The 26,828-nt window shown below is 31.6% G+C and carries 21 protein-coding genes and 1 tRNA gene; 14 read left to right on the plus strand and 8 right to left on the minus strand.

Translation table 11 applies throughout. The features are described 5' to 3' along the window. Positions 1-204: 204 nt before the first annotated feature. Positions 205-804 (minus strand): recombinase family protein, encoded by a 600-nt coding sequence (locus tag BM238_RS06610; RefSeq protein WP_090079415.1) that lies wholly within the window; start codon positions 802-804, stop codon positions 205-207. Positions 805-1,476: 672 nt separating this feature from the next. Here BM238_RS06610 and BM238_RS06615 point away from each other — a divergent pair. The 7 genes from BM238_RS06615 (at position 1,477) to BM238_RS06645 (ending at position 10,020) form a co-directional block, all read left to right on the plus strand. Continuing rightward, positions 1,477-3,144 carry a hypothetical protein gene (locus BM238_RS06615; protein ID WP_090079416.1) on the plus strand — a complete coding sequence of 556 codons (1,668 nt, stop codon included), beginning with the start codon at positions 1,477-1,479 and terminating at the stop codon, positions 3,142-3,144. Positions 3,145-3,275: 131 nt separating this feature from the next. Next, positions 3,276-3,980 carry a hypothetical protein gene (locus tag BM238_RS06620; protein ID WP_090079417.1) on the plus strand — a complete coding sequence of 235 codons (705 nt, stop codon included), beginning with the start codon at positions 3,276-3,278 and terminating at the stop codon, positions 3,978-3,980. A gap of 303 nt (positions 3,981-4,283) precedes the next feature. Beyond that, complete coding sequence (locus BM238_RS06625) at positions 4,284-4,670, plus strand: hypothetical protein (protein WP_143093361.1); 387 nt, start codon at positions 4,284-4,286, stop codon at positions 4,668-4,670. Between the two features lie 78 nt (positions 4,671-4,748). Next, positions 4,749-4,961, plus strand: coding sequence for a helix-turn-helix transcriptional regulator (locus BM238_RS06630; RefSeq protein ID WP_090079419.1), 213 nt, complete (start codon positions 4,749-4,751; stop codon positions 4,959-4,961). A gap of 2 nt (positions 4,962-4,963) precedes the next feature. After that, positions 4,964-6,175 (plus strand): tyrosine-type recombinase/integrase, encoded by a 1,212-nt coding sequence (locus tag BM238_RS06635; protein WP_090079420.1) that lies wholly within the window; start codon positions 4,964-4,966, stop codon positions 6,173-6,175. Between the two features lie 72 nt (positions 6,176-6,247). After that, positions 6,248-9,247, plus strand: coding sequence for an Eco57I restriction-modification methylase domain-containing protein (locus BM238_RS06640; RefSeq protein ID WP_090079421.1), 3,000 nt, complete (start codon positions 6,248-6,250; stop codon positions 9,245-9,247). A gap of 2 nt (positions 9,248-9,249) precedes the next feature. Further along, positions 9,250-10,020, plus strand: coding sequence for a DUF2971 domain-containing protein (locus tag BM238_RS06645; protein ID WP_090079422.1), 771 nt, complete (start codon positions 9,250-9,252; stop codon positions 10,018-10,020). Here BM238_RS06645 and BM238_RS06650 read toward each other — a convergent pair. After that, a complete protein-coding gene (locus BM238_RS06650) occupies positions 10,017-10,496 on the minus strand; it encodes a restriction endonuclease (RefSeq protein WP_090079423.1) in 480 nt (159 codons plus the stop codon). The genes BM238_RS06645 and BM238_RS06650 overlap by 4 nt on opposite strands. A 281-nt stretch (positions 10,497-10,777) precedes the next feature. Here BM238_RS06650 and BM238_RS06655 point away from each other — a divergent pair, with 281 nt between their 5' ends. Continuing rightward, complete coding sequence (locus BM238_RS06655) at positions 10,778-11,212, plus strand: PDDEXK-like family protein (RefSeq protein WP_090079424.1); 435 nt, start codon at positions 10,778-10,780, stop codon at positions 11,210-11,212. Positions 11,213-11,238: 26 nt separating this feature from the next. Here BM238_RS06655 and BM238_RS14400 read toward each other — a convergent pair whose 3' ends face one another. The 4 genes from BM238_RS14400 to BM238_RS06675 all read right to left on the minus strand — a co-directional run bounded on the left by BM238_RS14400 (position 11,239) and on the right by BM238_RS06675 (position 15,470). Then, positions 11,239-12,003, minus strand: a complete 765-nt coding sequence (locus BM238_RS14400) for a PD-(D/E)XK nuclease domain-containing protein (RefSeq protein ID WP_177205437.1) — start codon at positions 12,001-12,003, stop codon at positions 11,239-11,241. A gap of 211 nt (positions 12,004-12,214) precedes the next feature. After that, positions 12,215-12,287 (minus strand) — tRNA-Phe (locus BM238_RS06665). A 90-nt stretch (positions 12,288-12,377) separates the two neighbouring features. Beyond that, the gene (locus tag BM238_RS06670; RefSeq protein WP_090079425.1) at positions 12,378-14,219 is read right to left on the minus strand and encodes a lysophospholipid acyltransferase family protein; all 1,842 of its coding nucleotides are present in this window, start codon (positions 14,217-14,219) and stop codon (positions 12,378-12,380) included. 12 nt (positions 14,220-14,231) lie between these two features. Continuing rightward, on the minus strand, positions 14,232-15,470 hold the full coding sequence (locus BM238_RS06675) for an aspartate kinase (RefSeq protein WP_090079426.1): 1,239 nt from the start codon (positions 15,468-15,470) through the stop codon (positions 14,232-14,234). A gap of 217 nt (positions 15,471-15,687) precedes the next feature. Between BM238_RS06675 and fbp the strand changes: the two genes are divergently transcribed. The 6 genes from fbp to BM238_RS06705 all read left to right on the plus strand — a co-directional run bounded on the left by fbp (position 15,688) and on the right by BM238_RS06705 (position 21,121). Beyond that, positions 15,688-16,704, plus strand: coding sequence for a class 1 fructose-bisphosphatase (gene fbp / locus BM238_RS06680; RefSeq protein WP_090079427.1), 1,017 nt, complete (start codon positions 15,688-15,690; stop codon positions 16,702-16,704). Between the two features lie 101 nt (positions 16,705-16,805). Further along, a complete protein-coding gene (locus BM238_RS06685) occupies positions 16,806-17,195 on the plus strand; it encodes a tautomerase family protein (RefSeq protein ID WP_090079428.1) in 390 nt (129 codons plus the stop codon). Between the two features lie 82 nt (positions 17,196-17,277). Then, positions 17,278-17,748, plus strand: a complete 471-nt coding sequence (locus BM238_RS06690; RefSeq protein ID WP_090079429.1) for a GNAT family N-acetyltransferase — start codon at positions 17,278-17,280, stop codon at positions 17,746-17,748. A gap of 65 nt (positions 17,749-17,813) precedes the next feature. Continuing rightward, on the plus strand, positions 17,814-18,359 hold the full coding sequence (locus BM238_RS06695) for a cysteine hydrolase family protein (RefSeq protein ID WP_090079430.1): 546 nt from the start codon (positions 17,814-17,816) through the stop codon (positions 18,357-18,359). Between the two features lie 15 nt (positions 18,360-18,374). Continuing rightward, positions 18,375-19,382, plus strand: coding sequence for an o-succinylbenzoate synthase (locus BM238_RS06700; RefSeq protein ID WP_090079431.1), 1,008 nt, complete (start codon positions 18,375-18,377; stop codon positions 19,380-19,382). 65 nt (positions 19,383-19,447) lie between these two features. Beyond that, positions 19,448-21,121, plus strand: coding sequence for a glutamine--tRNA ligase/YqeY domain fusion protein (locus BM238_RS06705; protein WP_090079770.1), 1,674 nt, complete (start codon positions 19,448-19,450; stop codon positions 21,119-21,121). A gap of 259 nt (positions 21,122-21,380) precedes the next feature. Here BM238_RS06705 and BM238_RS06715 read toward each other — a convergent pair whose 3' ends face one another. Both BM238_RS06715 and BM238_RS06720 read right to left on the minus strand, forming a co-directional pair. Next, positions 21,381-22,346, minus strand: coding sequence for a YpdA family putative bacillithiol disulfide reductase (locus tag BM238_RS06715; protein ID WP_177205438.1), 966 nt, complete (start codon positions 22,344-22,346; stop codon positions 21,381-21,383). Positions 22,347-22,444: 98 nt separating this feature from the next. Then, positions 22,445-26,662 carry a T9SS type B sorting domain-containing protein gene (locus BM238_RS06720; protein ID WP_090079434.1) on the minus strand — a complete coding sequence of 1,406 codons (4,218 nt, stop codon included), beginning with the start codon at positions 26,660-26,662 and terminating at the stop codon, positions 22,445-22,447. Between the last annotated feature and the right edge of the window lie 166 nt (positions 26,663-26,828).

Raw genomic sequence — 26,828 nt, forward strand, 5'->3', positions numbered from 1 at the left:
TCTGACAGGGAGTCCCCCACCGTTTATACAATTCTTATATTTTATTTAAGTTTTTTCACACTAAAAAATTTCGATCAATCTAACAATTAGTTCAAAACTCTCGCACTTTTTTTAGCGCATGTTGGTCTTCAAATGCGCGCAAAATTTTGTTTTGCTTAAGAGAATGAAGTGAAAAATATTAATGAACGCAGAACATTAAAATTATTATAATTTACAACCAATTTTATTTTTCACTTTTTGAACAGTCGACGGACTAACATTACAAATTTTTGCTACATCTCTGATAGAAGTTCCCTTTTTTAAATTTTTTACGACCTCATGGTGTTTTTTATAAAAACTATCATCAGACTCGACAGACCCTTTTACACGACCTGTGTATCTATGTTGTGCTTTTGCTATGGCTATCCCGGCTTCTTGGATTTTGAGTAAATTTGACCGTTCCATTTCCGCAATATTTCCCATGACACTGACAATCAATTTGAAGGCTGAGTTTGGTTTACCTTTAATTAAACTTTCCAACCCTAAGTTATCAACCTTTAAATTTATTGCATATAAATTTAGTATTTCGATGTTGGATAAAATATCTATTAAGTTTCTTCCCAAGCGATCGATAGAACTGACTGTTAAATAATTAATCTTGTTATTTTTAATATCCTCGATAACTTTTTCTCCCATAGGTCTTTTGGAGAATGGCACCGCACCCGAAATTATATCGATGTATATTTTTTCATCAGGGTAAGACTTTTCAAGTTGCCTTGCCACATTCTGATTTCCCGTTGAAACCCGTACGTATCTTGCTTTCATATAAATGCTTTAGGCTAAGTTAACGCTTAACGGCAGGTGTGCCAAATTTAGGGTACCCTTATTTGTAACATCTTATATGATTTGGTTTGGTATTGATGATATTATTTGCGTATTTAATATAGACTATAATCTAAAAATGGAGCAGACGTATTTTGCAGGATTTAATTTAGACCATCATCGTTGGGTTATAATAATATTTAAATTTGGGAGGGACATATCATTAAACGAAATTCCTTCCTTACAATAAGGCAAAACAACTCACTTTTCACCCGTCGCAGAAAAAAATTAAATTATCTATTGATTTCAGGGTCAGGTCAATGTTTTTTAGGCACATCAATTCTTTGTTGCTCTTCATTTTCCACCTCTCACCTATATTAATTAAGCACTTGTTTAGTTTTTAGTTTTAAATCCTAATAAGTTCATTTTCGCCACGTACGACAAAAAGTGTTGTTTAATTTTGAAATTCTACTATGAAAGTACAGTCTTTACATGGAATAAATTAATTCTTCTTTGCTATTATCAATTCTTGATCGTGAAACTATTTTATTAATAAAATATATGTTTCTCGGATAAATTTATCCCTGTATTTGGTATTAAAATTTATTTTCTTTATATTTTATCTATCTGACAATCAATATAATATAACAATAAATTCATTATATAAATTTAAAAATGGCTAAATATTATCAACCTGTAAACTTCATTGTCCCTGACAATATTGATTACAATCGAATCTTCGGAAAAATCGAAGAACACTTAACTGCGAGACGTATAAAAAAAGTGAAACCTAAAAAAGTAACGCCCACGCAAATTAAAAGAGTACAAGAGGCGATTTACCTATTCCTGTCATACTTGTATCCTGATGAAAATTTTGAACTTAAATATGGAGAAAGAAGTTTTTGGAAAGGGATAATCTCACGAGAGTTTAGTGATATTACGGATAAATTAAAAACTACAGTGGTTGATCTCTTAACTGATCCCAAATATCCTATAATTGATGAAAATAAGAGTTATCAGCCAAATAAATATAGTAAATCTTATCGCTTAAGATTAGATTTTTGTATTGGTGGTTGTCCGCCCAGGGCTGTCACAATACAGTCGTGTATTTCCCGTAATTATTTGGCAAAAGTTACCGCTCAACCTCTCTATTTTGATCATGCAACGGTGGTTGGTAATGAAGGGTTCGACTATCTCCTCAATCAGTATGATACTTCTATATTAACCATTGATGATGAGGTTGATGATTTTATTAAAAATTATAAGGAATTACTTGATAGTAAACTAAGTAATTTAAATAGAACAGATAAGAAGGAATGGCTAACAAAAAAAAGTGAAGATAAAATTAAAAATTTATTATCAATTGTTTCAAAAATTCGTGGTGGTGAATTCAATGAATTCGTTCATAAAAATAATGGAAGGTTATATTCACTACCAACTTATTGTGATGAGATAATAAGAAAATTTATAAAAATTAAAGATAGTAGAAATCTCGTTGAAATAGATATATGTAATAGTCATCTTTACATGTTAGCATCAATATTAGATAAAAACTTTATTTATAATAAAAAAGATAATTTTTCTTTATTTAAATTAAAACAAAACTATTTTAATATCTTAAGTAATAATTTAAATGAATCAAGATTTGGTCGTATAATAATTTCTAATCAAATTAAATATAAATCTAAATCAATATCATTATATAATAATTCAATGCTATTATATATGTTGGGGATTTTTGATAATAATGATATAAATGAATATAGATCATTGCCTTTTTCCGAAGGAGTTTACGAGTTCGTTGATCAAACTTTGTTCGACGGAGAGAAAGGAAGAGGGTATGTTAAAAATAGCGTTATGATGCTCTTAAACTTAAAAAATCAGAGGAATAGGAATTCTTTTATAACGACTATGAGTAGGAGGTATCCAACCGTTTCTGATATTATTGAGATGATTAATGGTTACAAAGGAGATCTTAGGAATTTATCAACTTTATTACAACGTGTGGAGTCCTACTTATTTTTAGAGGTTGGTATTAAAAATGTTCTAAGTGAAATTCCTGATCTTAATTTCATTACCGTCCATGATTCAATAATAGTAGATGAATCTTACGCCAACGAGATAAAGGAAATTCTCTGTAAATCTATCAAATTAGTTACGGGTTTGCCAATTGGTTTTAAAATAAAACCAATACTTAATCCAATGGATACAATCGAAAAAATAGTTGATGAAAGTTGGTTAACTATGTTGAAGCGGTACAGAAAGTATAGGAGAGACGAAAACAAGAACAGAAAGGAGTGCAATCGTACAAAACGCTCGAATACCAAAAAACATACAATATAAATTATAAAATAGATTGTAAAAAATATTTAATTTTGATTATCAAGAAATTATAAAAAAATATAAGCAGTAATACATTTTAATTTTGTACGGTAAATAAATTTTTATATCTTTGCATCATTATAATTAATCATATGACTGTTCCTTCTTTGTCTGAAGTTAAATCGCTTCTTAATCAACCAATTAAAAAAGGTTATTTTTTTGTTGGCTTAAAACTGAAAGAAATAAAAGGTTTACGAACCGATGAGATCAGTAACTTACTTTCTGATCCGAATAACAATGATTTTAGTGTAAATAACTATCATAAAGAAATTGAACACGAAAAGAAAAGACTTTGCAATGAAATGGAAGTTTTTTATAATGATCCTTTTATAGTAGAAACTTTCTGTAAGGATGGTTTGTCAATGACAAATATTTTTGAGCAAACTAAAAAGAAAATGATTCAAGTCGAAAGAATGAATTTATTATTAGAACCTAAGATCACCGAATCAATTCTCAAGAAAAAACCCTACGACGTTGAATATCTTCGAGCAAGAATTGTATGGTTAGATGATGATGGTAAGAAAAACTTAAACAATACAAAAATATTTGGTAGAAGTGGTGAGATGAATTCCTTACTTCTACTTGAAAAAATGGTTAGAGAAAGAATGAATGGTAAGAACATAATATCGGAAGTTGACGTAAAGACCAAAGACGGCAAGTTCAGTGCTGATTTAATTGCAGAAATTGATGGGGAACAGTGGGTGTTTGAAGCAAAAATTACTTCACGAAAAGAGTATATTATTGATTCTGTGCGTTTTCATCTTTGGGAATTATACAAAAAAACATATCTAATATAAAACTAAAAACTATAGGTTAAAAACCTTTTTTTTGCACAATTTTCATGTTGTACAATTATTAAGTGTACTACAATTCAGTTTTTGAGACACCTTAAAGAGGTAACATAATGACAAAAAAATATAAATATATAAACTAAAAAATAAAATGGTAAGAATACGAAGCCCCGTAAGAAAATAGAATTTGATTTTCATCTCAATACGGATAAATTAATTCCTGAAACTAAATTTGAATTAGTACAAACAAATTTGGTAGAATCAAAATTTCATAAGTACAGAAATATTAAAAATAAAAAAAAATTAAATATGAGTTATTTTATAAAAGGGACGCATAATAGTCCATTCAACGGCTTAAATGCCACAATGATAATTAGCGAACTACCAAATTCGTTTGTTGGTGTATCCGATTTAAATAAGGCGGTATATGTATATCGACTTATGTTGAGAGAAGTGTACATGTCTGAATATGGGCATTTAAATGATACTGAAATATCTTCAGAAATACTGATGGAAAGAAATTCTTGGTGTCATAAAATGGTGTATGAATTAGTTAATCAGTACGAGTTATTGTTAAACGATGATGATGAAATTATAATTTTAAATAATCACTACGAATTATCAGATTTAATCGAGTGTATACCTAATGGTTCTCGAGTAGAATTTAATGAAATTATGGTAATCAAAATACCTTAATAGGGTTGGCAAATTAAAAACAAAGCCGTAGAATAGCCTACGTCTTTGTTTTATTAAAATTTAAAAATAAAAAATAAAATGAGAGAACAAAGATTCATGGATATGAAATCCATAGTAGAATACATTCCGCTAAAAACATCAACAATTTATACAATGGTATGTAAACAAACTATTCCGTTCGATAAAATTGGGGGGAAATTGATTTTCGATCGAATTGAAATTGATGAGTGGGTAAAAGGCGGTAGGACAAGAAAAAATAAACTTCCCAAATTAATTAAAATAAAGAAATAAATATGGCTACCTGTAAAGTGGTATTAGACACCCGTCAGATTGACAAAAAAAATGAACATAATTTAGCTATCGAGGTTAATTTTGGGAAGAATAAATGTTTCCTGAACATAGGTAAAATGACAAAAGATCTATACAGTGAAGTATTCTCCAAAAAATCTGCGAACAACGATAATTTAGATTTCAAAAAAGAATGTCAGGAATATTTGTATCGTGCTGAAGAAATAATAAATGATATGCTAATATTTGACCGTCAACTTCTAAGGGAACTTTTTTATAATGAAAAACAAAGTAAAAATAGAGATTCTTTAAAGGTGGTGGATTTATTTGATAATTATTTTACAGACAAATCTAATCTTGCGGTTAGAACAATTTCTAAAATGAATCAGTCTAAAAACACCATTGTAGGTGATAATAAAGAAATGACCATTTTAGAGATTGATAAAGATTTTTTAGATGATTTTCAAAAAACAAGATTGAAGTTAGGTAACTCAGATAATTATGTGAGTGGAATTTTCAGAGATCTAAGGGCGGTAATAAATTATTTCACTAAAACAAAAAAAATAATTCCTTTAAATTATAAATACCCGTTTGGTGCTGATGGTTTTAAAATATGTAATTCCTTTACCAAGAAAGATGTATTAGATGAAGAGGATATTAAACGGTTTCTTAATTATAATTATTTTAAAAATAAGCAGGAAGAATATGCACGGGATACTTGGGAACTACTTTACTTGTGTAACGGAATAAATTATGCAGATTTACTAAGACTAAGATGGGATCAGAAAAAAGATAACTGTTTTAAATTTTTTAGAAAAAAAACGGAGAATACCCGTAAAAATCATAAACAAAAAATCGTTGTTCCTATTACAGAACGGATTCAAAATTTATTAAATAAAGTAGGTGACACAGAAAGTCAATTTGTTTTAGGAAAACTTGTTGATAATTATACGGCTCAATATTTTGAGAACAAACTTCATAAATACCAAGGTAAAATAAATAAAAATCTTCGTGCCATTTCAATAAAATTAGATTTACGAATTGAGATGACCTTAAGTAAGGCAAGAGATTGTTATGCTACAACATTAAACAGAAATGATATACCAATCAGTAGGATTTCCGAAATGTTGGGTCATTCTAATACCGCCGTAACTCAGCATTATTTAGGTTCGATGGATATTGATAAATTATTTGAAGTCAACTCAGTTTTGGTATGAGGTAATTTTTTTTACAACAGTTTAGTTGCGGAACATTTAACAAATGTTTATTTTTATTGTTTAAATTTAAACATGTTCCAAAAAACTATAATTTCCAAGTATCTAAAAACGCAAAACAAAGATAATCTCATTTCTCAATGGGATCTTTTTTGTGCCCACTTCCAAAATCTGCAGGTACAGGAAAATATTAAAAATTCTAAAGAGGAACAATATCAGGAAGGGTTTTTTAGAGATTTATTTGTAAATATTTTCGGTTATACTTTAAATCCCACAATCGGTTTTAATCTCACCACAGAATATAAAAACGTTAAGGACAGTAAAAAGGCGGACGGTGCAATTATCATTGAAGATAAAGTTATTGCCGTTATAGAACTTAAAGGAACAAACACAACTGACCTTGGTAAGATTGAAGAACAGGCATTCAATTATAAAAACAACCAAAGTGGATGCACCTATGTAATTACATCTAACTTTGAAAAGATTAGGATTTACATAGATGATTCGGTAACCTTCTTAGAATTTAATCTTTTCAGCCTAAAACAAGAAGATTTTAATCTACTCCACTTACTTCTATCATTCGATAATATTAAAAACAATATTCCCAAGAAAATTAAGGAGGAATCTCTAAATCAGGAGGATATTGTTACCAAAAAATTATACAATGATTACTCCGTATTTAAACGGGAATTGTTTCAAAATCTAACACTTTTAAATCCCGAACACGATCCATTAAAATTATTTCAAAAATCTCAAAAATTATTGGATAGACTTCTTTTTCTTTTTTTTGGTGAAGATCGAGGGCTGCTTCCACCCAACTCTGTAAGACAAATCTTGGATCAATGGGATAAATTAAAAGAAATGGATGCCTATGATCCACTTTATAATCGTTATAAAAAATATTTCGGATACCTGAATACAGGTTTTAAAGGGAAAAACCACGATGTTTTTGCATACAATGGTGGACTTTTTAAGGATGATGAAGTTTTAGATAACATTAAGATTGATGATGATCTACTTTATAACCACACCTTCAGATTGTCTCAGTATGACTTCGCAAGTGAAGTTGATGTTAATATTTTAGGACATATTTTTGAAAATTCCCTTAATGAGATTGATGAGATTAAGGCACAGTTGGAAGGCAGTGAAGTTGATAAATCTAAAACCAAGAGAAAAAAAGACGGTGTGTTTTACACGCCAAAATATATCACCAAATACATTGTTGAGAATACGGTCGGTAAACTTTGTGAGGAAAAGAAAACCGATTTTAAAATTATTGAAGAAGATTATTTCACAGATAAAAAAAGACAACAAAAGACCAAAGAAAATCTTTTAGGTAGATTGGATGAGTACCGTAAATGGTTATTACAAATTACGATTGTGGATCCGGCGTGCGGATCGGGTGCATTCCTAAATGAAGCATTAAATTTCCTTATTACGGAACACCAATACATTGATGAGTTGGAAGCGAAACTATTGAATGTGCCAATTATCTTTAGTTACCATTCTGAAAGTATTTTAGAGCATAATCTGTTTGGAGTTGATCTTAATGAAGAATCTGTTGAGATCGCAAAACTATCACTTTGGTTACGGACGGCAGAACCAAACAGAAAACTTAACAGTTTGAATGATAATATTAAATGTGGAAATTCTTTAATTGATGATCCTGAAATTGCGGGGGAAAAAGCGTTTAATTGGGAGCAAGAATTTCCTTTTGTTTTTAGTAAAGGTGGTTTTGATGTAGTTATTGGTAATCCCCCGTATGGTGCAGAACTCTCTAATAAGGAATGGCTTAAAAAAAAATATTCTAAAACAAGTTTCGGCAATATTGATTCATATAAGTATTTTGTTCAATTGGGAGTTCAAATTACCAAAGAAAATGGTACGTTGAGTTATATTATGCCCGATTCATATATTGAAAAAGAATACTTTAAAGATTTAAGGATTTTTATTTCAAATTGTTTCAAAAATATTTATAATGTGAAACTTGGAGATGATGTCTTTGATGAAGTTAACTTACCTACCGCCATAATTATTTTACAAAGTAAGTCGAAATGTGATACAAATTTCTTTTATCTTGATTTGTCAAAAGTAAATTTAGTAGATAAATTAAATAAATTGTTGGAAAATAATAATTACTTAACAAGTTTCCCAAATTACGAAAATTCTTTTGTTGTGTTAAATAGCATAATAAAAACAAAAAACACAACTCCATTAATAGAGTTATATGATCAAGTTATGGGAGTTAAAGTATATCAAAAAGGAAAAGGTAAACCAAAACAGACAAATTTTGAAATTGATAATGATGTTTTTATCTCTAAGATTAAATCTGATGAGTTCAATTACAATTTTATATCTCAAGGAATCAGAAGATATAATTATGACACTCAAAACGAATTTATAAAGTATGGCGAATGGTTAGCGGAACCAAGAAATGTTGAATATTTTGATAATCCCAAAATAGTAATAAGAGAAATAATAAATCCTACAATATTCGCAACTTACATAGAAGAAAAATCAGTCGTGAAAAATATTGCGGCGGTAATAATTGAGAAAACAGATAATTATCCTTTAAAATATTTACTTCCTATTCTAAATTCTAAATTAATCAATTTTTATGTTAACGAACAATCACCCAAAAGCAGTAATAAAAGTTATCCAAGTTTTAATAGTAAACTTCTCAAGAATATACCGATTGTTAAATCTAATGAAAATGTAAAGTCTAAATTAATTAATCTTTGTAATCACATTTTAAAATTACATTCTGATCTAAAAATCGAATATGAAAAATTCTATAAAACTTTAGAGAGAGAATTTCTAATAAAAATTCTCTCAAAAAAATTACAGAGTTGGTATCATTTATCTTACAATGATTTCTTATTAGAACTTAAAAAACAAAAAGTAGTACTTACATTATCCCAAAAGGCGGATTGGGAAACCTACTTTGAACAGGAGAAAAATAAAGCATTACAAATTCAATCTCAGATCACCACTACAGATCAGGAAATAGATCAAATGGTTTACCAACTATACGGGTTGACGGAAGAAGAAATTGGGATTGTGGAGAACAATTAAAAATGAGTAAATTTTACAAATATAGAGGCAATGTTGATTTACAATCAATAGATGGTAAAAAACTGTTAGATAGAGACGTTGAGTCTATTTACTATAGTTATATGTGGTTTTCCGATTTAGAGTCTTTAAATGACAAGAATGAGGGTTTACATAGTTTAGATAAATTCAAGGATAATGTTGATGGTGTAACTAAGTTAATGGATGTCTTGAATTTAAAAAAACATGACGACGAAGTTAATAATGATTATTTAATGGCAGTTAAGAATGCAATAAATTTACATAAAAAGTTGGTGGGGATTTTTTCCTTAACAACTGATAATCTTAATAATTTGATGTGGTCACATTACGCTAACTGCCACAAAGGATATTGCATTGAATATGAATTTAATAAATTGGCTGATCTTAAATTAAATGAATTAAACTGTTCTTCCCTAAAAGATTTCGATAGTTTCGAAAAGGTAATATATGATAATAAAATTTTTGAACTCACCGATGTGAATTTTTCACCAAAAGATTTCAAAAAAATAATAATACGTAAAACAAAAGAGTGGTCATACGAGAAAGAGTTTCGGATAATATCAAAAGTTTGCGGTTCTTACCAACATGAACCAACCATTATTAAATCAATAGTTTTTGGCATCTCTTCTTCAGAAGATGTCAAGACTTACATTATGGAAAAATTACAATATAAAGAAATAGAGTTTTTTCAGTTAAGAAGAGAAAAATATAACAGTTTAAAATTTATACGTGAAAAAATAAATTTTTCAATTTAAATTTTTTCAATTTCTAAGTAATGAAGTAATCTTATATTATTTGCACTCGCAAGTTGTTTAGCCGATTTAGTAAAATCACCATTAGATATTACTACACCTTCACTCAGCGAATAAAATTCTAACCCCGATTTAACTTCTTGAACTGCCTTATTACCTACGGGTCTTGCGTATTTTTTACATTGTATAGCAACATTTCTTTTGCCCTTTTTTGCAATTAAATCGACACCCTGATCTGCACCATTTTTAGTTTTAGAAACATTCCACCCTTTTTCCGTCAATTTTTCTAAACAAAAGATTTCAAATTCAAAACCATTCATTTTTTCTCTAAACTCTAATTTCTCAGAAATCTTTACTTTCGCAATAGTTTCAATTTTATTATAAATTGAATTTGATGCTAAATAAAAATTTGAAATTTCATCTACTGTTAGAAGCGGAAATAAATAATTTTCAATAAAATATGGTATTTCTTTATTCACCCATCTATCAGTATTTTCTTTACCGTAAGCATCAAAATAAACATATTTTTTACGTTCGACTATTAACTGTTTTTTATGTTTTTCAATTACTGATTTAGTTTTATTTATAATTGATGCTCGTAATCCTGCGATAAAAATTTTTGCATCTTTTTCCTTTTTTTATGAGCAAGGTACATAAACAGGATAACGCTTCCCAACGCAGTAAATGCAATAAATGAGTCTCCGTTATCGTACATTTCGACAGTTTTTTTGTAAATTTATTCAAATATACAAATTAGAAAATGATAAAATTAGAAAAAAATCAGACAGGTATTGCCTCAGAATTTTATGTTGCGGGCGAACTTGGGAGACTTGGTTATAATGTTTCTGTTACTTTTGGTAATACGAAAAGCATAGATCTATTGGTTGAGAAAAATGGTAAAAGTAAGGCGGTACAAGTAAAAGGGATTCAAACAACGAAATCTATTTGTTGGAATTTAGATAAAACAAAAGTTTTAGATAATATTTTCTATGTTTTGGTAAATCTTCATGTTAACGAAACCAACGAGAAACCCGAGTTTTTTATTTTATCATCAGCAGAATGTTTAGACTTATTTACCGACACTCCAAAGGAAAAAAACAAACGAACTTATTTAGATTATAAAAAAGTGAAGAAACTTGGGATTTATCAAAATGCTTGGGGTAAATTAGATTCAGAAGATTTAGAGATATTATAACTAAACACAATTTACTTTTAATTTCATCATGGTCTGATGATGACTTTTACGATTAAGCCACTTTCATCTACTCTATTTAAATCATTTTCAAGACCTCTTGGGTTTCCTATAAGACCTTCAGGATCGTAGGTAAAACAAATTAATGTCTTACAATCGGGGTGGGATCTATATCTACCTATATCATCAATTAATTGAGAACCCAACTCTTTTTCTGTTAAGCCCTTCCGTGTTTTCTTAACCTCAATAACAAGTTTAAAATCCTTGAGCAAAAAATCCATTCTACTACTTTTACCTGCATAACTTGGTGTCCACTCTTCAGGTCTTATGTCTTCAAAATATAAGTGTAATAGAGAATGAAGTAAGTTTTGCAAGTCATATTCATCTTGTACATCTAAAGTTGGTCGGGTGTTATATCGGTTTCTTAACTGACGAGATATAATATGAAATTTTTCAAAAATATTTATTAACGGTGTCGCAGGTTGGAAGGTAGGTTCGTCTTTTATTTTATATAAACCCAATTTTAAATCTTCTTTCACAGATTCTAAAATTCCTATCCCCTCATTGACATCAGTATTAAAACCTTTCTTTACATTAGATTTAAAAATTTCAATGTAAGGACTGTCTGACGGAAGAATAGATTGTATAAAGGTAAGCGCTTGAGTTTTCCACCCTATAAATTGTCCGCTATCCAAGGTCTCAAACCCAAACGTATTAGGAGGGTTTGGTTTATATGTTTTTAAAACATCATTTCCCTTTTCAATTAAAAATTGTAATCTTTCATTATCATCCATAAAGTTTCATTAATTGCTGATTCGAACACAAAGATAAAATATTAAAAAACAAATGTTAATATTTAGAATTTTCTAAAAATCAAAATGAATTATCAAGTATTAGTGCGGAAGGTTAGTTATACTTTGACAAATTATGACAATTTTCGTGCATCGAATCGTGCATAGTGCAAAAAAAAGTCACCTACATTTCTGTAAGTGACTGACTTTAAAGTGGTTCCTCGCGGGTTCGAACCGCGGACACATGGATTTTCAGTCCATTGCTCTACCAACTGAGCTAAGGAACCATTACTTTGTTGTTTAAAGTGGTGCAAAAGTAAAAACTTTTACCATAAGTCCCAAATGATTTTTCACATTTTTGCAAAAAAAACTGAAACTTACTGATTTTCAGTTTCAATATTATCCTGCTCTCTTCTGTAATGTTCACTCATTTCCTCTAAAACAGGTTTAATAGTACTTTCAGGAAGATCGCTGATTCTAATATACATCAAACCGTCGATTGCATCATTGAACGTAGGATCAACGTTAAAAGCAATTACTTTGGCGTTTTGCTTGATATATTTTTTAATTAAAACCGGAAGACGCATTTCTGGTTCCAGATCATCAATTATTTTATCCAACTTATTTAAATCTGCATCCATTTCTTCAAAAAACAAATTTTTATCTCTTTCTTTTAAATGAACCTTAAATTCATTTTTCGGATGCACATATTGCGCAACAGCCGCATCAAAGTAATGAGAACGCATGAACTCTATCATTAAAGATTTTGAAAACTCTGAGAATTTATCACTTATCGTCACGCCGCCCATCAAAAATTTATGTTCCGGATTTCTTAAACAGACATGAACGATACCCCGCCATAATAGAAAAAGAGGCAATGGTTTTTGCTGATATTCCACTGAGATATAAGCTCTTCCCATTTCGATCACCTTTCTGAAAAATGGCTGAAGTTCAATATCAAATTCAAAAAGCGAGCTTGTATAAAACCCGTCGATACCATATTTTTTCATGATTTCGCTACCAAGACCCATTCTATAAGCGCCGCATAATTTTTTTGCCTCACTGTCCCATAAAAAAAGATGACGGTAATATTGATCGTATTTATCAAGGTCAAATGGCAAGTTAGTTCCTTCTCCAACGCCCCGAAAAGTTAATTCACGCTGACGGCCGATTTCGCGCATTATTGACGGAATATCCTCATATTTTGCCAGATAAATTTCATAGTTACCATTACTGAAAAGCATCTTGTCATTTTCTCTAAGTTTTCTTACATCTTCAATCTGGTCTGCAACTGGCGTCTCGTCAATAATATTTTGAACAATATTTCCGGATTTTAAAAGAGGAAATTTTAAAGTTAAATTAGGAAGTTTTAAAATATCTGTGAGACTTTTTCTTTTATCATAATAGGATTTCAGTCTATATACTTTATTGCGAAGGTAATTTCCAAGTTCTTCAATTCCCTCCTGTTGATCTAAAACCTTTACACTGATAGATTTACCAATTCGTATTCTGATAGGTTTTTCTCTTTTATTCATCATTTCTGACGGTAAAAGAAGCGTCTGCAGATTGGAACTGATTTTTGCAGCTTTATAAAAAAGATTGCTGTTTTTGGCGTGAAAATACATCGGGACAACCGGAACTTTAGCTCTTTTAATAAGTTTTAAAGCCGTAGATTCCCATTTTTTATCTAAAATTTCACCGTATTCATTATTGGTATTAGAAACTTCCCCAGCCGGAAAAATACCCAGACATCCGCCATTCTGCAAATGCTGTAAAGCGCCACGCATTCCAGTCGCACTGTTATAAGCATCTTTTTTTTGCTCAAAAGGATTTACGGAAATAACGTAAGGCTGCATCGGTTCTATTTTCTCTAAAAGAAAATTACCCATTACTTTAAAATCGGGACGGATATCCATCAAGATTTTGATCATCAAAACACCGTCGATTCCGCCAAGTGGGTGATTACTTACGACAATAAAAGGACCTGTTTTCGGAATTTTTGCTAAATCTTCTTCAAAAACAATATATTTAAGATTGCGGTATTCTACGAAAGCCTCAAAAAAATCTTTACCATGAAATTGGCTGATTTTTTCATGCATTAAATTGACCTGGTCGATTTTGGTTAATTTCATAATTGCAGCTGCAATGGGATTTTTTAGAAATCCGATCTTTTGCAGGCCTGCGGCAGAAATAATATCTTGTTTTGAAATTAAGCTCATGAATAGTTTTTATTAGCAGGTTACCATTTGTACAGTTTGTTTAGAAATCTGCTCCAAAAGAACTTTCTTACCGGTATAAAATTTTTCTATATTTTTTAAATCTGCGTTTCTAATGGTAAATAAGGACACATTTTTTGTCAGTTCTGTATTAAACAAATGATCCACTTCTTCCTTTAGCAAATCTATGTTATTAAATTTATCTTCTAAGCACATCGCCAAAGAAATCGCAGAATTTTGCATCAGAGAAATTTTAATTTTAAATTTCGCCAAAAGTGAAAAAATCAGACTCAAATGTTCCTCTGCAATAAAAGAAAAATCGCGCGTGGAAACACTCATTAAAAGCTGATTTTCCTTTAAAATATAACTTTCTACAAATTCATTTTTCTCGCTCACACCTACCTTTGTGCCCGCATTTTTTGGGTCAATAAATGATTTTACAAAAAAAGGAATATTTTTCTGCTTTAAAGGCTGTAAAGTTTTTGGATGAATCACCGAGGCACCATAATATGCCATTTCAATTGCTTCTTCATAAGAGATTTCTGATAGCAGACTTACGTTTTCAAACTTACGTGGATCACCCGTCATAACTCCTGGAACGTCTTTCCAGATCGTAAGATGATCGGCATTTAAACAATACGCGAAAATTGCAGCAGAATAATCAGAACCTTCCCTACCTAAAGTAACCGTGAAATTATTATCATCAGAACCTATAAATCCTTGCGTTACGAAACATTCAGATTTGTTCAGAAGCTCTATGTTTTTTTCTGTTTCTTCCCAATTCACGGTTCCTTCCCGGTATTGGGAATCTGTTTTTATAAAATCGCGGGCGTCAATCCAGCTATTTTTAAAATGAATATCATTTAAATATTCACTTAAAATCTTGGAAGAAATCATTTCACCGCAACCAACAACCTGATCATAAACAAAACTGTAATTCGGCGATTTATTGCGTCGCAAAAAAGAATTAATATCATCAAAAAAAACCGCAATTTCAGCTAAAACAGGATGGTTTTTTGAAAATAATTCACCCGTTATTTTAAGATGATTTTCCTTAATATTTTCTACTTCTGTTTCATAATTTTTCTTTTCAAAATAATACTGAACTACCTTTTCCAAAGCATTTGTTGTTTTGCCCATCGCAGAAACCACGATCAAACAATTGGAAAAATGCTCTGTTTTCAAAACTACAGCTACATTTTTTATACTTTCGGCATCTTTTACAGACGCACCACCAAATTTAAAGATTTTCATTTAAAAGATTGTAAATCAGAGGATTATTTTAATACAGAACTACTTTGAAAAAGTTTTCAACTTTCAAAAATATTAATTTAGAATGAGATATGAAAACTTAAGTTTTAAAACAGTTCTTTAAAAACTAATGTCTTTTTTTTAGACGATAAAGTTTCAGGAAATACCACTAATCTAAAAAAGTTTCACCAAATTTGTAAAAATCAAAATTAAAGCAAACATGGCCGAGCAATCTTTTCAGACTTTAGGTGAATTTATAATCGATAAACAGGACGATTTTCTATACTCAAGCGGTGAACTTTCGCGCTTGTTAAGCGCCATTCGTCTTGCCTCAAAAGTCGTAAACCGGGAAGTAAATAAAGCCGGCATCGCAGAAATTATCGGACAAGCGGGAAATCAAAATATTCAGGGCGAAGACCAGCAAAAACTGGATGTTTTAGCCAATGAAATCTTTATTGAAGCCCTTTCACAAAGAGAAGTGGTTTGCGGAATTGCATCGGAAGAAAATGATGATTTTATCGAAATAAAAACGGGAAACAACGCACATTTGAGCAAATACGTAGTTTTGATGGATCCTTTAGATGGTTCTTCAAATATTGATGTCAACGTTTCTGTAGGCACTATTTTTTCAATTTACCGCCGCGTTTCAGAACCCGGACAACCGGTAGAATTGCGTGATTTTCTTCAAAAAGGTGTTAATCAGGTGGCCGCAGGTTACGTCGTTTACGGCTCTTCTACAATGATCGTTTATACAACAGGAAATGGCGTTAATGGTTTTACTTTGGATCCATCAATTGGCACTTATTACCTTTCTCATCCAAATATGACTTTCAGCGAAACGGGAAAAATTTATTCAATAAACGAAGGAAATTACATTAAATTTCCACAAGGCGTTAAAGATTATCTGAAATATTGCCAGGAAGAAAAAGATGATCGTCCTTATATTGCAAGATATATCGGTTCTCTAGTTTCAGATTTCCATAGAAATATGATCAAAGGCGGCGTTTACATCTACCCATCAACATCCCAGTCACCAAACGGAAAATTGCGTCTTTTATATGAATGTAATCCCATGGCATTTTTAGCAGAACAGGCCGGCGGAAAATGCAGCGACGGTTTTCAACGCGTTTTAGAAATCGAACCGACAGAATTGCACCAAAGAGTGCCTTTCTTTTGCGGAAGCTCAAAAATGGTAGAAAAAGCCGAAGAATTTATGAGAAATGCAGATAATTCTTAATATTTAACTTCAATTCAGTATTCCTCTATACTTTTTTTAAATAAATATTAAGTTTAACGATTTCACTAAACTCTTTTACATAAAAAAACAAAATTATAAATATGCCATTAATACGTATTGATCTGGTAGAAGGTCGAAGCCAAGATGAAATAAAAATATTGCTAGATACCATTAATGATTGTGTTGAGCAATCTTTCGAGACTCCAGACCGGGATCGATATCAATTAGTAACGCAACATAAACAAAACGAAATGGTTTTTCTGGATACGGGACTCGGTTTTGAACGAAGCAAAAATTTAGTAGTCATTCAGGTGTTCACAAGTCCTCGTGACGTCAAAATGAAGCAAAAGTTTTATAAATTGATGTCAGAAAAGTTAAATCAAAAATGCGGCTTAGATGGAAAAGATTTGTTTATTTCAATTATGACCAATAATAAAGAAGACTGGAGTTTTGGTCATGGAGATGCACAATATATTACCGGCGAGTTATAATTTAAATTACTCACGATAGTGAAAATCTGCAATCTTGATAGCGAGGATTTGTAATCCGTGCTCAAATAATTCGAAAACAAGAATGATAATTGAAAAAGCAAACCCGGAAGACGCCAAAATCCTCACAGAAATAACATTTGACGGCAAAGCATTTTGGGGATTTTCTAAAGCAGAACTTTCAGAATGGACAGAACTTTTAACTATTTCACCTGATTACATTACTGAAAATTGCGTTTATAAATTAATTCTAAATTCAGAAATCGCTGGTTATTATTCCTATATAATGATTAATGAAAGTGAAATAAAACTGGATAATTTATTTCTCTTTCAAAAATACATAGGCAAAGGTTTTGGAAAATTAATGATGGAAGATTTTTTAAAAAAAGCAAAAAATTTAAAGCAAAAAATTATAATACTTGATTCAGAACCAAACGCAGAAAACTTTTATAAAAAATTTGGTTTCATCACATTTGATAAAAAAGAATCGGTTATTAAAAATCGTTTTTTGGCCAAGATGAAACTAATTTTACCTTTGCAATACGACAATAAATAAAAACACTAAATTATAAATAAAATTTAGTGTTTTTCAGAATTTTAATAAGCTAAAACGACACAATTATGAATAAAGCATTGATTATCATTGATATACAAAACGACTATTTCGAAAATGGCGCTATGGAACTTGTGGGTTCTCTGGAAGCCAGCGAAAATGCAAAACTGATACTGGAAAAATTCAGAAATGAAAAACTTCCCTTGGTTCACATTCAGCATCTTTCTGTGGCACCAAATTCTACATTTTTCCTGCCCGATACAGAAGGACAGAAAATTCATGAAAATGTGAAACCGCTTTCTGGTGAAAAAGTAATCGCAAAAAATTATCCAAACAGTTTTAGAGAAACTGGACTTTTAGAATATTTAAAATCACAAAACATCAAAGAACTTGTTTTCGTCGGGATGATGACCCAAATGTGCATTGACGCAACTGTGAGAGCAGCAAAAGATCTGGAATTCGAATGTACCGTAATTGGCGATGCAACAGCAACCAGAGATCTTGAATTAAACGGAATTGCAGTAAAAGCAGAATTTGTACAAACTGCATTTTTGGCAGGTCTTAATTCTTTTTATGCGGAAATAAAAAATACAAACGAATTTCTTTCTGAATAAACTGCCTTGAAAAAGATGACTGCAATTTTTGATAAATACATTCTCAATTTTAAAAATCCAAGCGGCACTTCGCGTGGGGTTTTAAATACAAAAGAAACTTTTTTTTTAGAAATCTTCGACGGCGAAAAAAAAGGAATCGGCGAATGTGCATTATTTCGGGGTTTAAGTTTTGATGATGTACCGAATTATGAAGAAAAATTGAGGTGGTTGTGCGAAAATATTAATGAAGATAAAGAAGTTTTAAAACAAGAATTACTGAATTTTCCGTCCATTTGGTTTGGTTTTGAACAAGCCATTTTAAATTTACACCTTGCTCAGAATATTTATGTTCCAAGTGAATTTACCGATGGAAAAAAGTCGATAAAAATCAACGGCTTAATTTGGATGGGAAATGCAGAATTTATGCAAACCCAAATTGAAGAAAAATTATCGCAAGGATTTGATTGCATCAAACTAAAAATCGGTGTCAACTGGAATTCTGAAAAAGAAATCATCAAACAATTACGTTCAAAATTCCCTGCAAATCAATTAGAAATTCGCGTTGATGCCAATGGTGGATTTTCCTTTGAAGAAGCAAAAACAGTTTTAAAAGAATTGGCAGAATTAAAAATTCATTCTATTGAACAACCCATAAAAGCGGGAAATGTCTTAAAAATGTCAAAACTTTGCGCAACCACAGAAACCCCGATTGCTTTAGATGAAGAATTAATTGGTGTAATAAAATTTGAAGATAAAAAAGCACTTTTAGAACAAATAAAACCACAATATATTATTCTAAAACCAGCCTTAATTGGTGGATTTTCCGGAACTGACGAATGGATTTCATTAGCAGAAACATCAAATATTGGTTGGTGGATCACTTCTGCTTTAGAAAGCAATATTGGTTTAAACGCAATCGCACAATATACTTTTACCAAAAACTCAAAAATGCCTCAAGGTTTAGGAACCGGCGCACTATTTACTAATAATTTTCCCTCTGTTTTAGATTTGAAAGGTGATCAACTTTCTTTTAAAACAAGTTAAAAAGTTCTGATTTCCCTATTTTTCCTTTCCCCACTTTTATCTAAATTTGCACTATGAACAATCCTATGGAAGAAGAATACAAATCCCTCAATTTTATTGAGCAAATAATAGAAGAAGATTTAGCTAACGGTTTATCTAAAGATCAACTTCGCTTTCGTTTTCCGCCAGAACCAAACGGCTATCTTCACGTTGGTCATACAAAAGCGATCTGTATCAATTTTGGTTTGGGTGAAAAATATGATGCGCCCGTAAATCTTCGTTTTGATGACACTAACCCTGAAAAAGAAGAGCAGGAATTTGTAGATTCTATCAAAAAAGATATCGAATGGCTGGGTTTTAAATATGAAAATGAACTTTACGCCTCGGATTATTTCGATCAACTTTTTGATTGGGCAGTTCAAATGATAAAAGACGGAAAAGCCTACATCGACGAACAAAAATCTGAAGAAATTACTGAACAAAGAAAAAGTCCTTTCGAAGAAGGTGTAGATTCTCCGTTTAGAAACAGACCGACCGAAGAAAGTTTAGCGCTTTTTGAGAAAATGAAAAATGGCGAATTTCCGGAAGGTTCAATGAGTTTGCGCGCAAAAATCGACATGAAATCACCAAACATGAATATGCGTGATCCTGTTATGTATCGAATTTTAAAACGAGCACACCACAGAACTGGCGAAAAATGGAAAATTTATCCGATGTATGATTGGGCGCACGGCGAAAGTGATTATTTAGAACAGATATCTCATTCACTTTGCAGTTTAGAATTTGAAAATCACCGTCCGCTTTACGAATGGTATTTGTCTAATGTAAAATCTGAAGATAAATTAGCACCAAAACAACGTGAATTTGCAAGAATGAATGTTTCTTATTTAATTACTTCAAAAAGAAAATTGCAAAGATTGGTCGCCGAAAATGTTGTTACTGGTTGGGACGATCCAAGAATGCCGACGATTTCGGGAATGCGAAGAAAAGGTTACACACCAACTTCCATCAAAAATTTTATTGAAAAAGTGGGCGTTGCAAAACGCGAAAACTTAATAGACATCGCACTTTTGGAATTTTGCGTTCGCGAAGATCTCAACAAAGTTGGAAAAAGAATGATGGCCGTTTTGGATCCGGTAAAATTAATTATTGAAAATTATCCAGAAGATAAAGTTGAAATGCTGGAAACGGAAAATAATCCGGAAGATGAAAATGCGGGAACGCGCGAAATTCCTTTTAGCAGAGAACTTTACATTGAAAAAGCAGATTTTCAAGAAGAAGCAAATAAAAAGTTTTTTAGGTTAAAATTGGGTGGTGAAGTTCGTTTGAAATCCGGTTACATTATTAAAGCAGAAAGAGTTGACAAAGATGAAAATGGAGAAATCACTACGATTTATGCAACTTATGACGAAAAAAGCAAGTCAGGCAGCGGAACGGAAGAAAGTTTAAGAAAAGTAAAAGGAACGCTCCATTGGGTTTCAGCGAAAACGGCGCTTCCAATTGAAGTTCGAATGTATAACCGACTTTTTACGGTAGAACAACCTGATGCGGAAAAAGAAACTGACTTTTTAGACTATGTGAATCCAAATTCTTTGGAAATCGTTCACGGTTTTGGAGAGCCAAATTTAGCAGAAGTAAAAGAGGAAGAACCTTTGCAATTTCAGCGCTTGGGTTATTTTACAAAAGACAGAGATTCATCAGAAAATCATTTGGTATTTAACCAAACGGTGACTTTAAAAGATGGTTTTAAACCAGGATAAAAGTATTTTATATATAAAATGGAAGAGCGTTAATTAATTAGCGCTCTTTTTTTTGAGTAAAAAGAAACCAATTAATTCTAAAATAAGACCAACGATCAGCATTGAAAAATATTCGTTGTCAGATAAATTAAAATACCTTTTGAACAAGAATGAGATTGGAATTAGAAAAATGCCGAGTATAAAAATAAACCTGCCGATTTTTGCTTTTGAAAATTCCATCTTTTAATTTAACGAATAAGTAATAAAAATTAAAAAAACGTTACATTGATTTTTTAGATAAAATATTTGCTACAATGATATTTGCGTGAATCCGCGAGTTTTCTATAAACCAAAGATGCGTGTCTTTCCCGCCGCAAACTACGCCGGCGAGATATAAATTAGGAACATTTGTTTCCATAGTTTCGGGATTATAAAAGGGATTTAGATTATCTCCCTCAAGTTTAATTCCGGATTTTTGAAGGAATTTAAAATTTGGTAAATAACCTGTTAAAGCCAAAACAAAATCATTTTCAATTTCCTCAACATCTCCTTTCCCATTTTTAAAAATAACAGAATTTTCTGTAATTTCTAAAATTTGTGAGTTAAAATCCGCGTTGATCGATTTTTCTTTCACGCGGTTTTCAATGTCTGGTTTTACCCAATATTTTACACTTTTTGAAAACTCAGAATCACGGATAATCATTGTGACTTCTGCACCTTTTCGGTAAGTTTCTAAAGCGGCATCAACGGAAGAATTGCTGGCGCCGATCACTACAACTTTTTGATTTGCGAAAGGATATGGTTCTTTATAATAATGAAAAACTTTAGGCAAATCTTCGCCGGGAATGTTCATTAAATTAGGGAAATCATAAAATCCTGTAGCAATAATGACGTTTTCTGACTCGTAATTATCCTTGGAAGTTTTGATCTGAAAATTTTCATTTTTAGTAATTTCCAGAACTTCTTCGTATAGATTTATATTAACCTTTTTCCCTCTGGAAATTCCCTGATAATATTCCAAAGCCTCTCTCCTACCCGGTTTTGGTGCGGTTGAAATAAACGGAATTCCTGCAATTTCCAGTTTATCTGCCGTCGAAAAAAACGTCATATAAAGCGGATAATTGTAAAGTGAATTTACGATAGTTCCTTTTTCGATGATCAAATAAGACAAATTTGCTTTTTCTGCTTCCAAAGCACAGTTTAAACCAATTGGTCCGGCGCCGATAATTATTACGTCATATTTCATTATGCAAAGGTAATAAAGGCTTTGCGAAACTTTAATTTATCCAAAAGTTATTTTCTATGCAGTTGTTTCTAAAATTTAATTGTGTTAAAAAAAACATCTTAATTTCTATTTTTTAACACGATCCAACCGTTAAACATTCTGCCATCAGGCAAAGTAAGCATATACCAGTAATTGTCAGTTGGTATTGCACGACCGCCCGTAACCTTACCATTCCACTCCAGTTTTGTAGAACTTTCCTGCTCAAAGATCATTTTCTGATAACGGTCAAATATTTTAATATTAGCAGATTTTCCGTCAAAAACATAAAGTTCATCAATAAACCAGGTGTCATTAATTCCGTCGCCGTTGGGTGAAAATGCATTTCTGATATTCAAAATAAGACCTTGTTTTTTATCACCAAGACATTCATAATCTACAAATTTTACATAAAAAGTAGTAACTCCGGCCGGCAGATCGCTAAAAACATTGCTTAACTGAAAAGTGATGCCATCTTTGGAATACAAAATCGTTTTGCTTCCTGTGGCGTTAACTGTAATTGTATTTCCATCCGCCGTTAAATCCTTTATCACAGGCACTTCATATTTTTTAACCTTAAATGAGGTTGAAAAAGTACAACCGTTCGAAGCTGTGACATTTATTTTATAAGTTCCTTCAGTTTTAACATTTAAAATTTCATTATTTGTTGAAATCACTTTTCCTGAAGGATCGAGCCATTGAAAACCTACAATATCCAATTCTGAAAAATCCGGTTGAATATCTATAAAGCCATCCGGGCAAAAATAATAATCGGGCAAAGTAAACATTGGTGTTTTCTTGAGGCTTAAATTAATTTCAACTAATTCCGGGCAAAAACCTGGCGCAGATATTTTTACAAAGATCGTTTTAGTACCAGAATTTTCATTGAAAGAATAAGTTTGCGGCGATGAAATTAAATTCATGTAAGTATTAATATCTGCGACTGATGTAAAATATTCAAAAGTGGCATTGCCAGAATAAATTGTTGATTGAAATTGAGTCAGATCAATTGCTTCAACCCCATTATTTCCTTCATCACAGACTTTTCCGCTGAACGGTCCATAATTTTTTAGCGGAATCTTTGTACCTAATTTTAAATCAAAAGAAGAAACATCGTAGCAACCAGGAATATTTTCAATTCTTACCCAAAGTAAAGCTGGTAAAGGATTTGCGCTAAAATTTTCCGGATCTGCAATGGCATTTATTTTATTATTAGCATCAGATTCATTGTAATAAAATGAAAAATGATTGTCTGCACTGGTTTGAGCGCTCATATCTGCAGTAAAATCCAGTAGATTAACTTCAAATTTTCCATCTAAATTATCATCGCAAATATCAGGAATAGTTGATTTTAAAGCTTTCGGCGGCAAGTAAGTTTTTAAATTAATTGAAGCAACAGAATAGCAAAGTGTTTTATTTGAGGTAAATCTTGCCCAGACCGTCACATCAGAATCCTTCGTGATGTAAGGCGTTTTAATCTGTTTCGTAAGATTACCATCATTGGCATCGGCTTCAGTTTCAAAGTAGGAAACATCAATATCTGAAAGTGCAACTGAATTTTCCGACTGCGTAAAATTTTGCGGAATGGCTTCATCCAAATTGAAAGATTCATTTAAATTAAAATCATAATCGCATTTTGCCAAACTTGCTTTTTTAAGTACAATTCCCGGTAAAAAATTAAGCGTAATATTGATCGTACTTACCGTGTAGCAACCACCATCGGCAAAAGTAACCTGCGCGTAAACCGTAGAAATACCTTTAACAGGGAAAGCGGCGGGCGACGAAATTAATCCGGTTAAAGAATTATCTGCAGCGTTGAAACCAGTATAAAAATTAAATATTGCAGCTTTTGGACCGCTGTATATTTCAGCCTGAAGTTTTGTAAGGTCAATATTTTCTACATCATCATTATTATTGTCACAAACAGAATTTCTCACCACATTTACTGCTTCTTTAATGATTGGCGTCGCTGTTAGTTTTAAATTGATCTCATAAATATTTGAACAGCCAAAAGAAATAATTTTCACAAATAATTTCTCAGTATTGACCAATGTGAGAGTTGTAATTCGGTTTGAATCAGCCTGCGCATCATTCATTGAAGGATAATAGAAAACAGTCGCATTCTGGGAACCAATTATTGCACCGCTGAATGTATTTAAATTTACATTTTCGGTCCCGTCATTTTTAAAATCACAAACATCAAATTGGTTTTGCGCAATGACTGGATGTACCAGATTTATGGTCACCGTTTTTAAAGCATAACAACCGGCTGGATCAGAAAATTTAACGAAAAATGTGTTTGGTACAAAATCACCGTCGCCCGTCAATTTTTGCAGATTAGAAATAGGATTTACATCTAGAACAGCGTCGTCTTCAATAGAATAATAAGTTTTTGTAATTCCTACCAGCGGATCGATCAGCATATTTTTTGTGTAATCGTCCAGATTGACATCAATATCCTGCTTTCCATCAAAACAAATGTAAGCGGTTTCGTCCTTTGCTTCAACTTTTGTAAAAGTAATATCCAGATTTATAGTAGCAATACTGAAACAGCCACCGGGAATTTCAACGCGGGCATAAATAGTATATTTCCCCTCCCTAATTGTTGAAAGCTGAGAACCTGTTCCGGTAAATGCTTCCGCATAAGTATTAAAATAACTAAAAACATAAAGCGGATCAGTAGCGATCAATGGTGACAAAATAAGCTTAAAATCAAACGGTTCTGTTTTATCATCTTTCAGATCACAAGTAGTAAAGGGAAAATCGATCGGTGTTTTTATGACTGGCGAACTTATAAACGTTACGGTAATTGGTCCGAAAATCTGCTTACAATCTACAGTTTGGTAAGCTATATAAAACTCTTCGTTATTTTTAATGTCAAAACTTATCAGTTCATTTTGATTATTTTCTGCGTCAGTTTTTGTTTTAAAATAATGTACAATTCCATCAAGTGGCAAATTGAATAATTTTGGATTAAGCAGTGAAAGCTGGTAATTTTTTTCAACGCCATCATTATTAACATCACAAATTTCAGCTACGGAACGTAGCAAACTTTTCGAAATCAGATTTAATTTTAAAACCGCAGTTCTGTAACAGTTTGGATCGGCAGGATTTTGAATTCGCACATAAAAAACCATATTGTCATTAAGCTGAAACACTTTAGACAAAGCATTTTGGTTGTTTTGCGCTTCGGTTAAAGATTTATGAAAACTAAAAATTAAATCACTTGGAATTTGCGGCGTCAAAGAAGACCGGTAATCATCCAGATTAATATTTATGGGTGCTGTTCCGCACAAAATTTTCGTGTAATTTTTTGCTAAAGGAAATTGCGCTGTAAAACTTACCAAACTTTCTGCCTGAAGTTCAAAATTATTATTGCCACACAAAGCATAAAGAAGTTTTGCCGTGTATTTTTCATTTTTTTCCGGGCAAACTGTTACTGTATTTCCAGAACCGATATTTTTACCGTCCGAATTAAACCATGAAATCTGCGGAACAACTTCATTTCCATTTGCTTTAAATTTCCAGGCTTCCTGTTTTGCTGTCCAAACACCCGTGTTTCTTCCGACAGGCGAGTAACCTTTTGTGCCGTCTTCATTGATGATTCCGATTAATGACTCTTTAAATTTTGCGGTTGCGCAGGGAAGTGGCTTTTCATCGATAAAAATTTCAATATCGTTTGTGCCTTCGTTTAAAACAATTTGAGACGTTGAAGTTTGATCGCAACCTACTATTCTTCCTTTATAAAAATTAATGACCAGTTTTCTGAAAGGTGCAGTTCCGGCAACAGAATAATAGATTTCTGAATCGTCTTTTGTAGAAAAAACAAGATCCTGAGCGACGCCAAAAATACTGTTTAACGGCAAAGAAATATCAGGATTTTGTACCTGAATATTTGGATAACTTACATTTCCCAACTGACTACTATTGAAAGTCACAATACCATTACTTCCGATGATGACCTCGTTATAATTCTTCCCAAAAAAGCAAAAATTAAAAGGAATGATCTGTTTTTTAAAAAATAAATCATCAGCGTTTGCCAAAAGTGGCGTTCCTGCGTTAAAAGCGCCGTAAGGTTTAAAATCTTCAGATTCTACGGCATAACTTGTTGTTTCAAAAAGTTTGGGATAATTTACCGAAAGTGGTAAACAATTTCCATTTAATGGGTAATTGCAGTTGATCACAGGATTTTCATTCCCCTGTGCATCTGTTATTTTTGGCTGAAAAAAAGAAGCTTGCGCTTTTACGTTAAAAGTTGCCGACGCAAAAAGATAGATATAAAAGAATAAATATTTTGTCATTTCTTTATTTTATTAAAAGACAATAATTTATTTTTCCGGCATTTGTGTTAACCACACGTTTTTCTATATTGTGGTTTTTATAAATAATTTAATACTTATAATAGACAAGTTTACGCTTTAATAATCAAATAACCTATTATTATTAATAAATTTATAATTAAGTTTA

Origin of the sequence: Halpernia frigidisoli, assembly GCF_900113805.1 — a bacterium.
Taxonomy (GTDB): Bacteria; Bacteroidota; Bacteroidia; order Flavobacteriales; family Weeksellaceae; genus Halpernia; species Halpernia frigidisoli.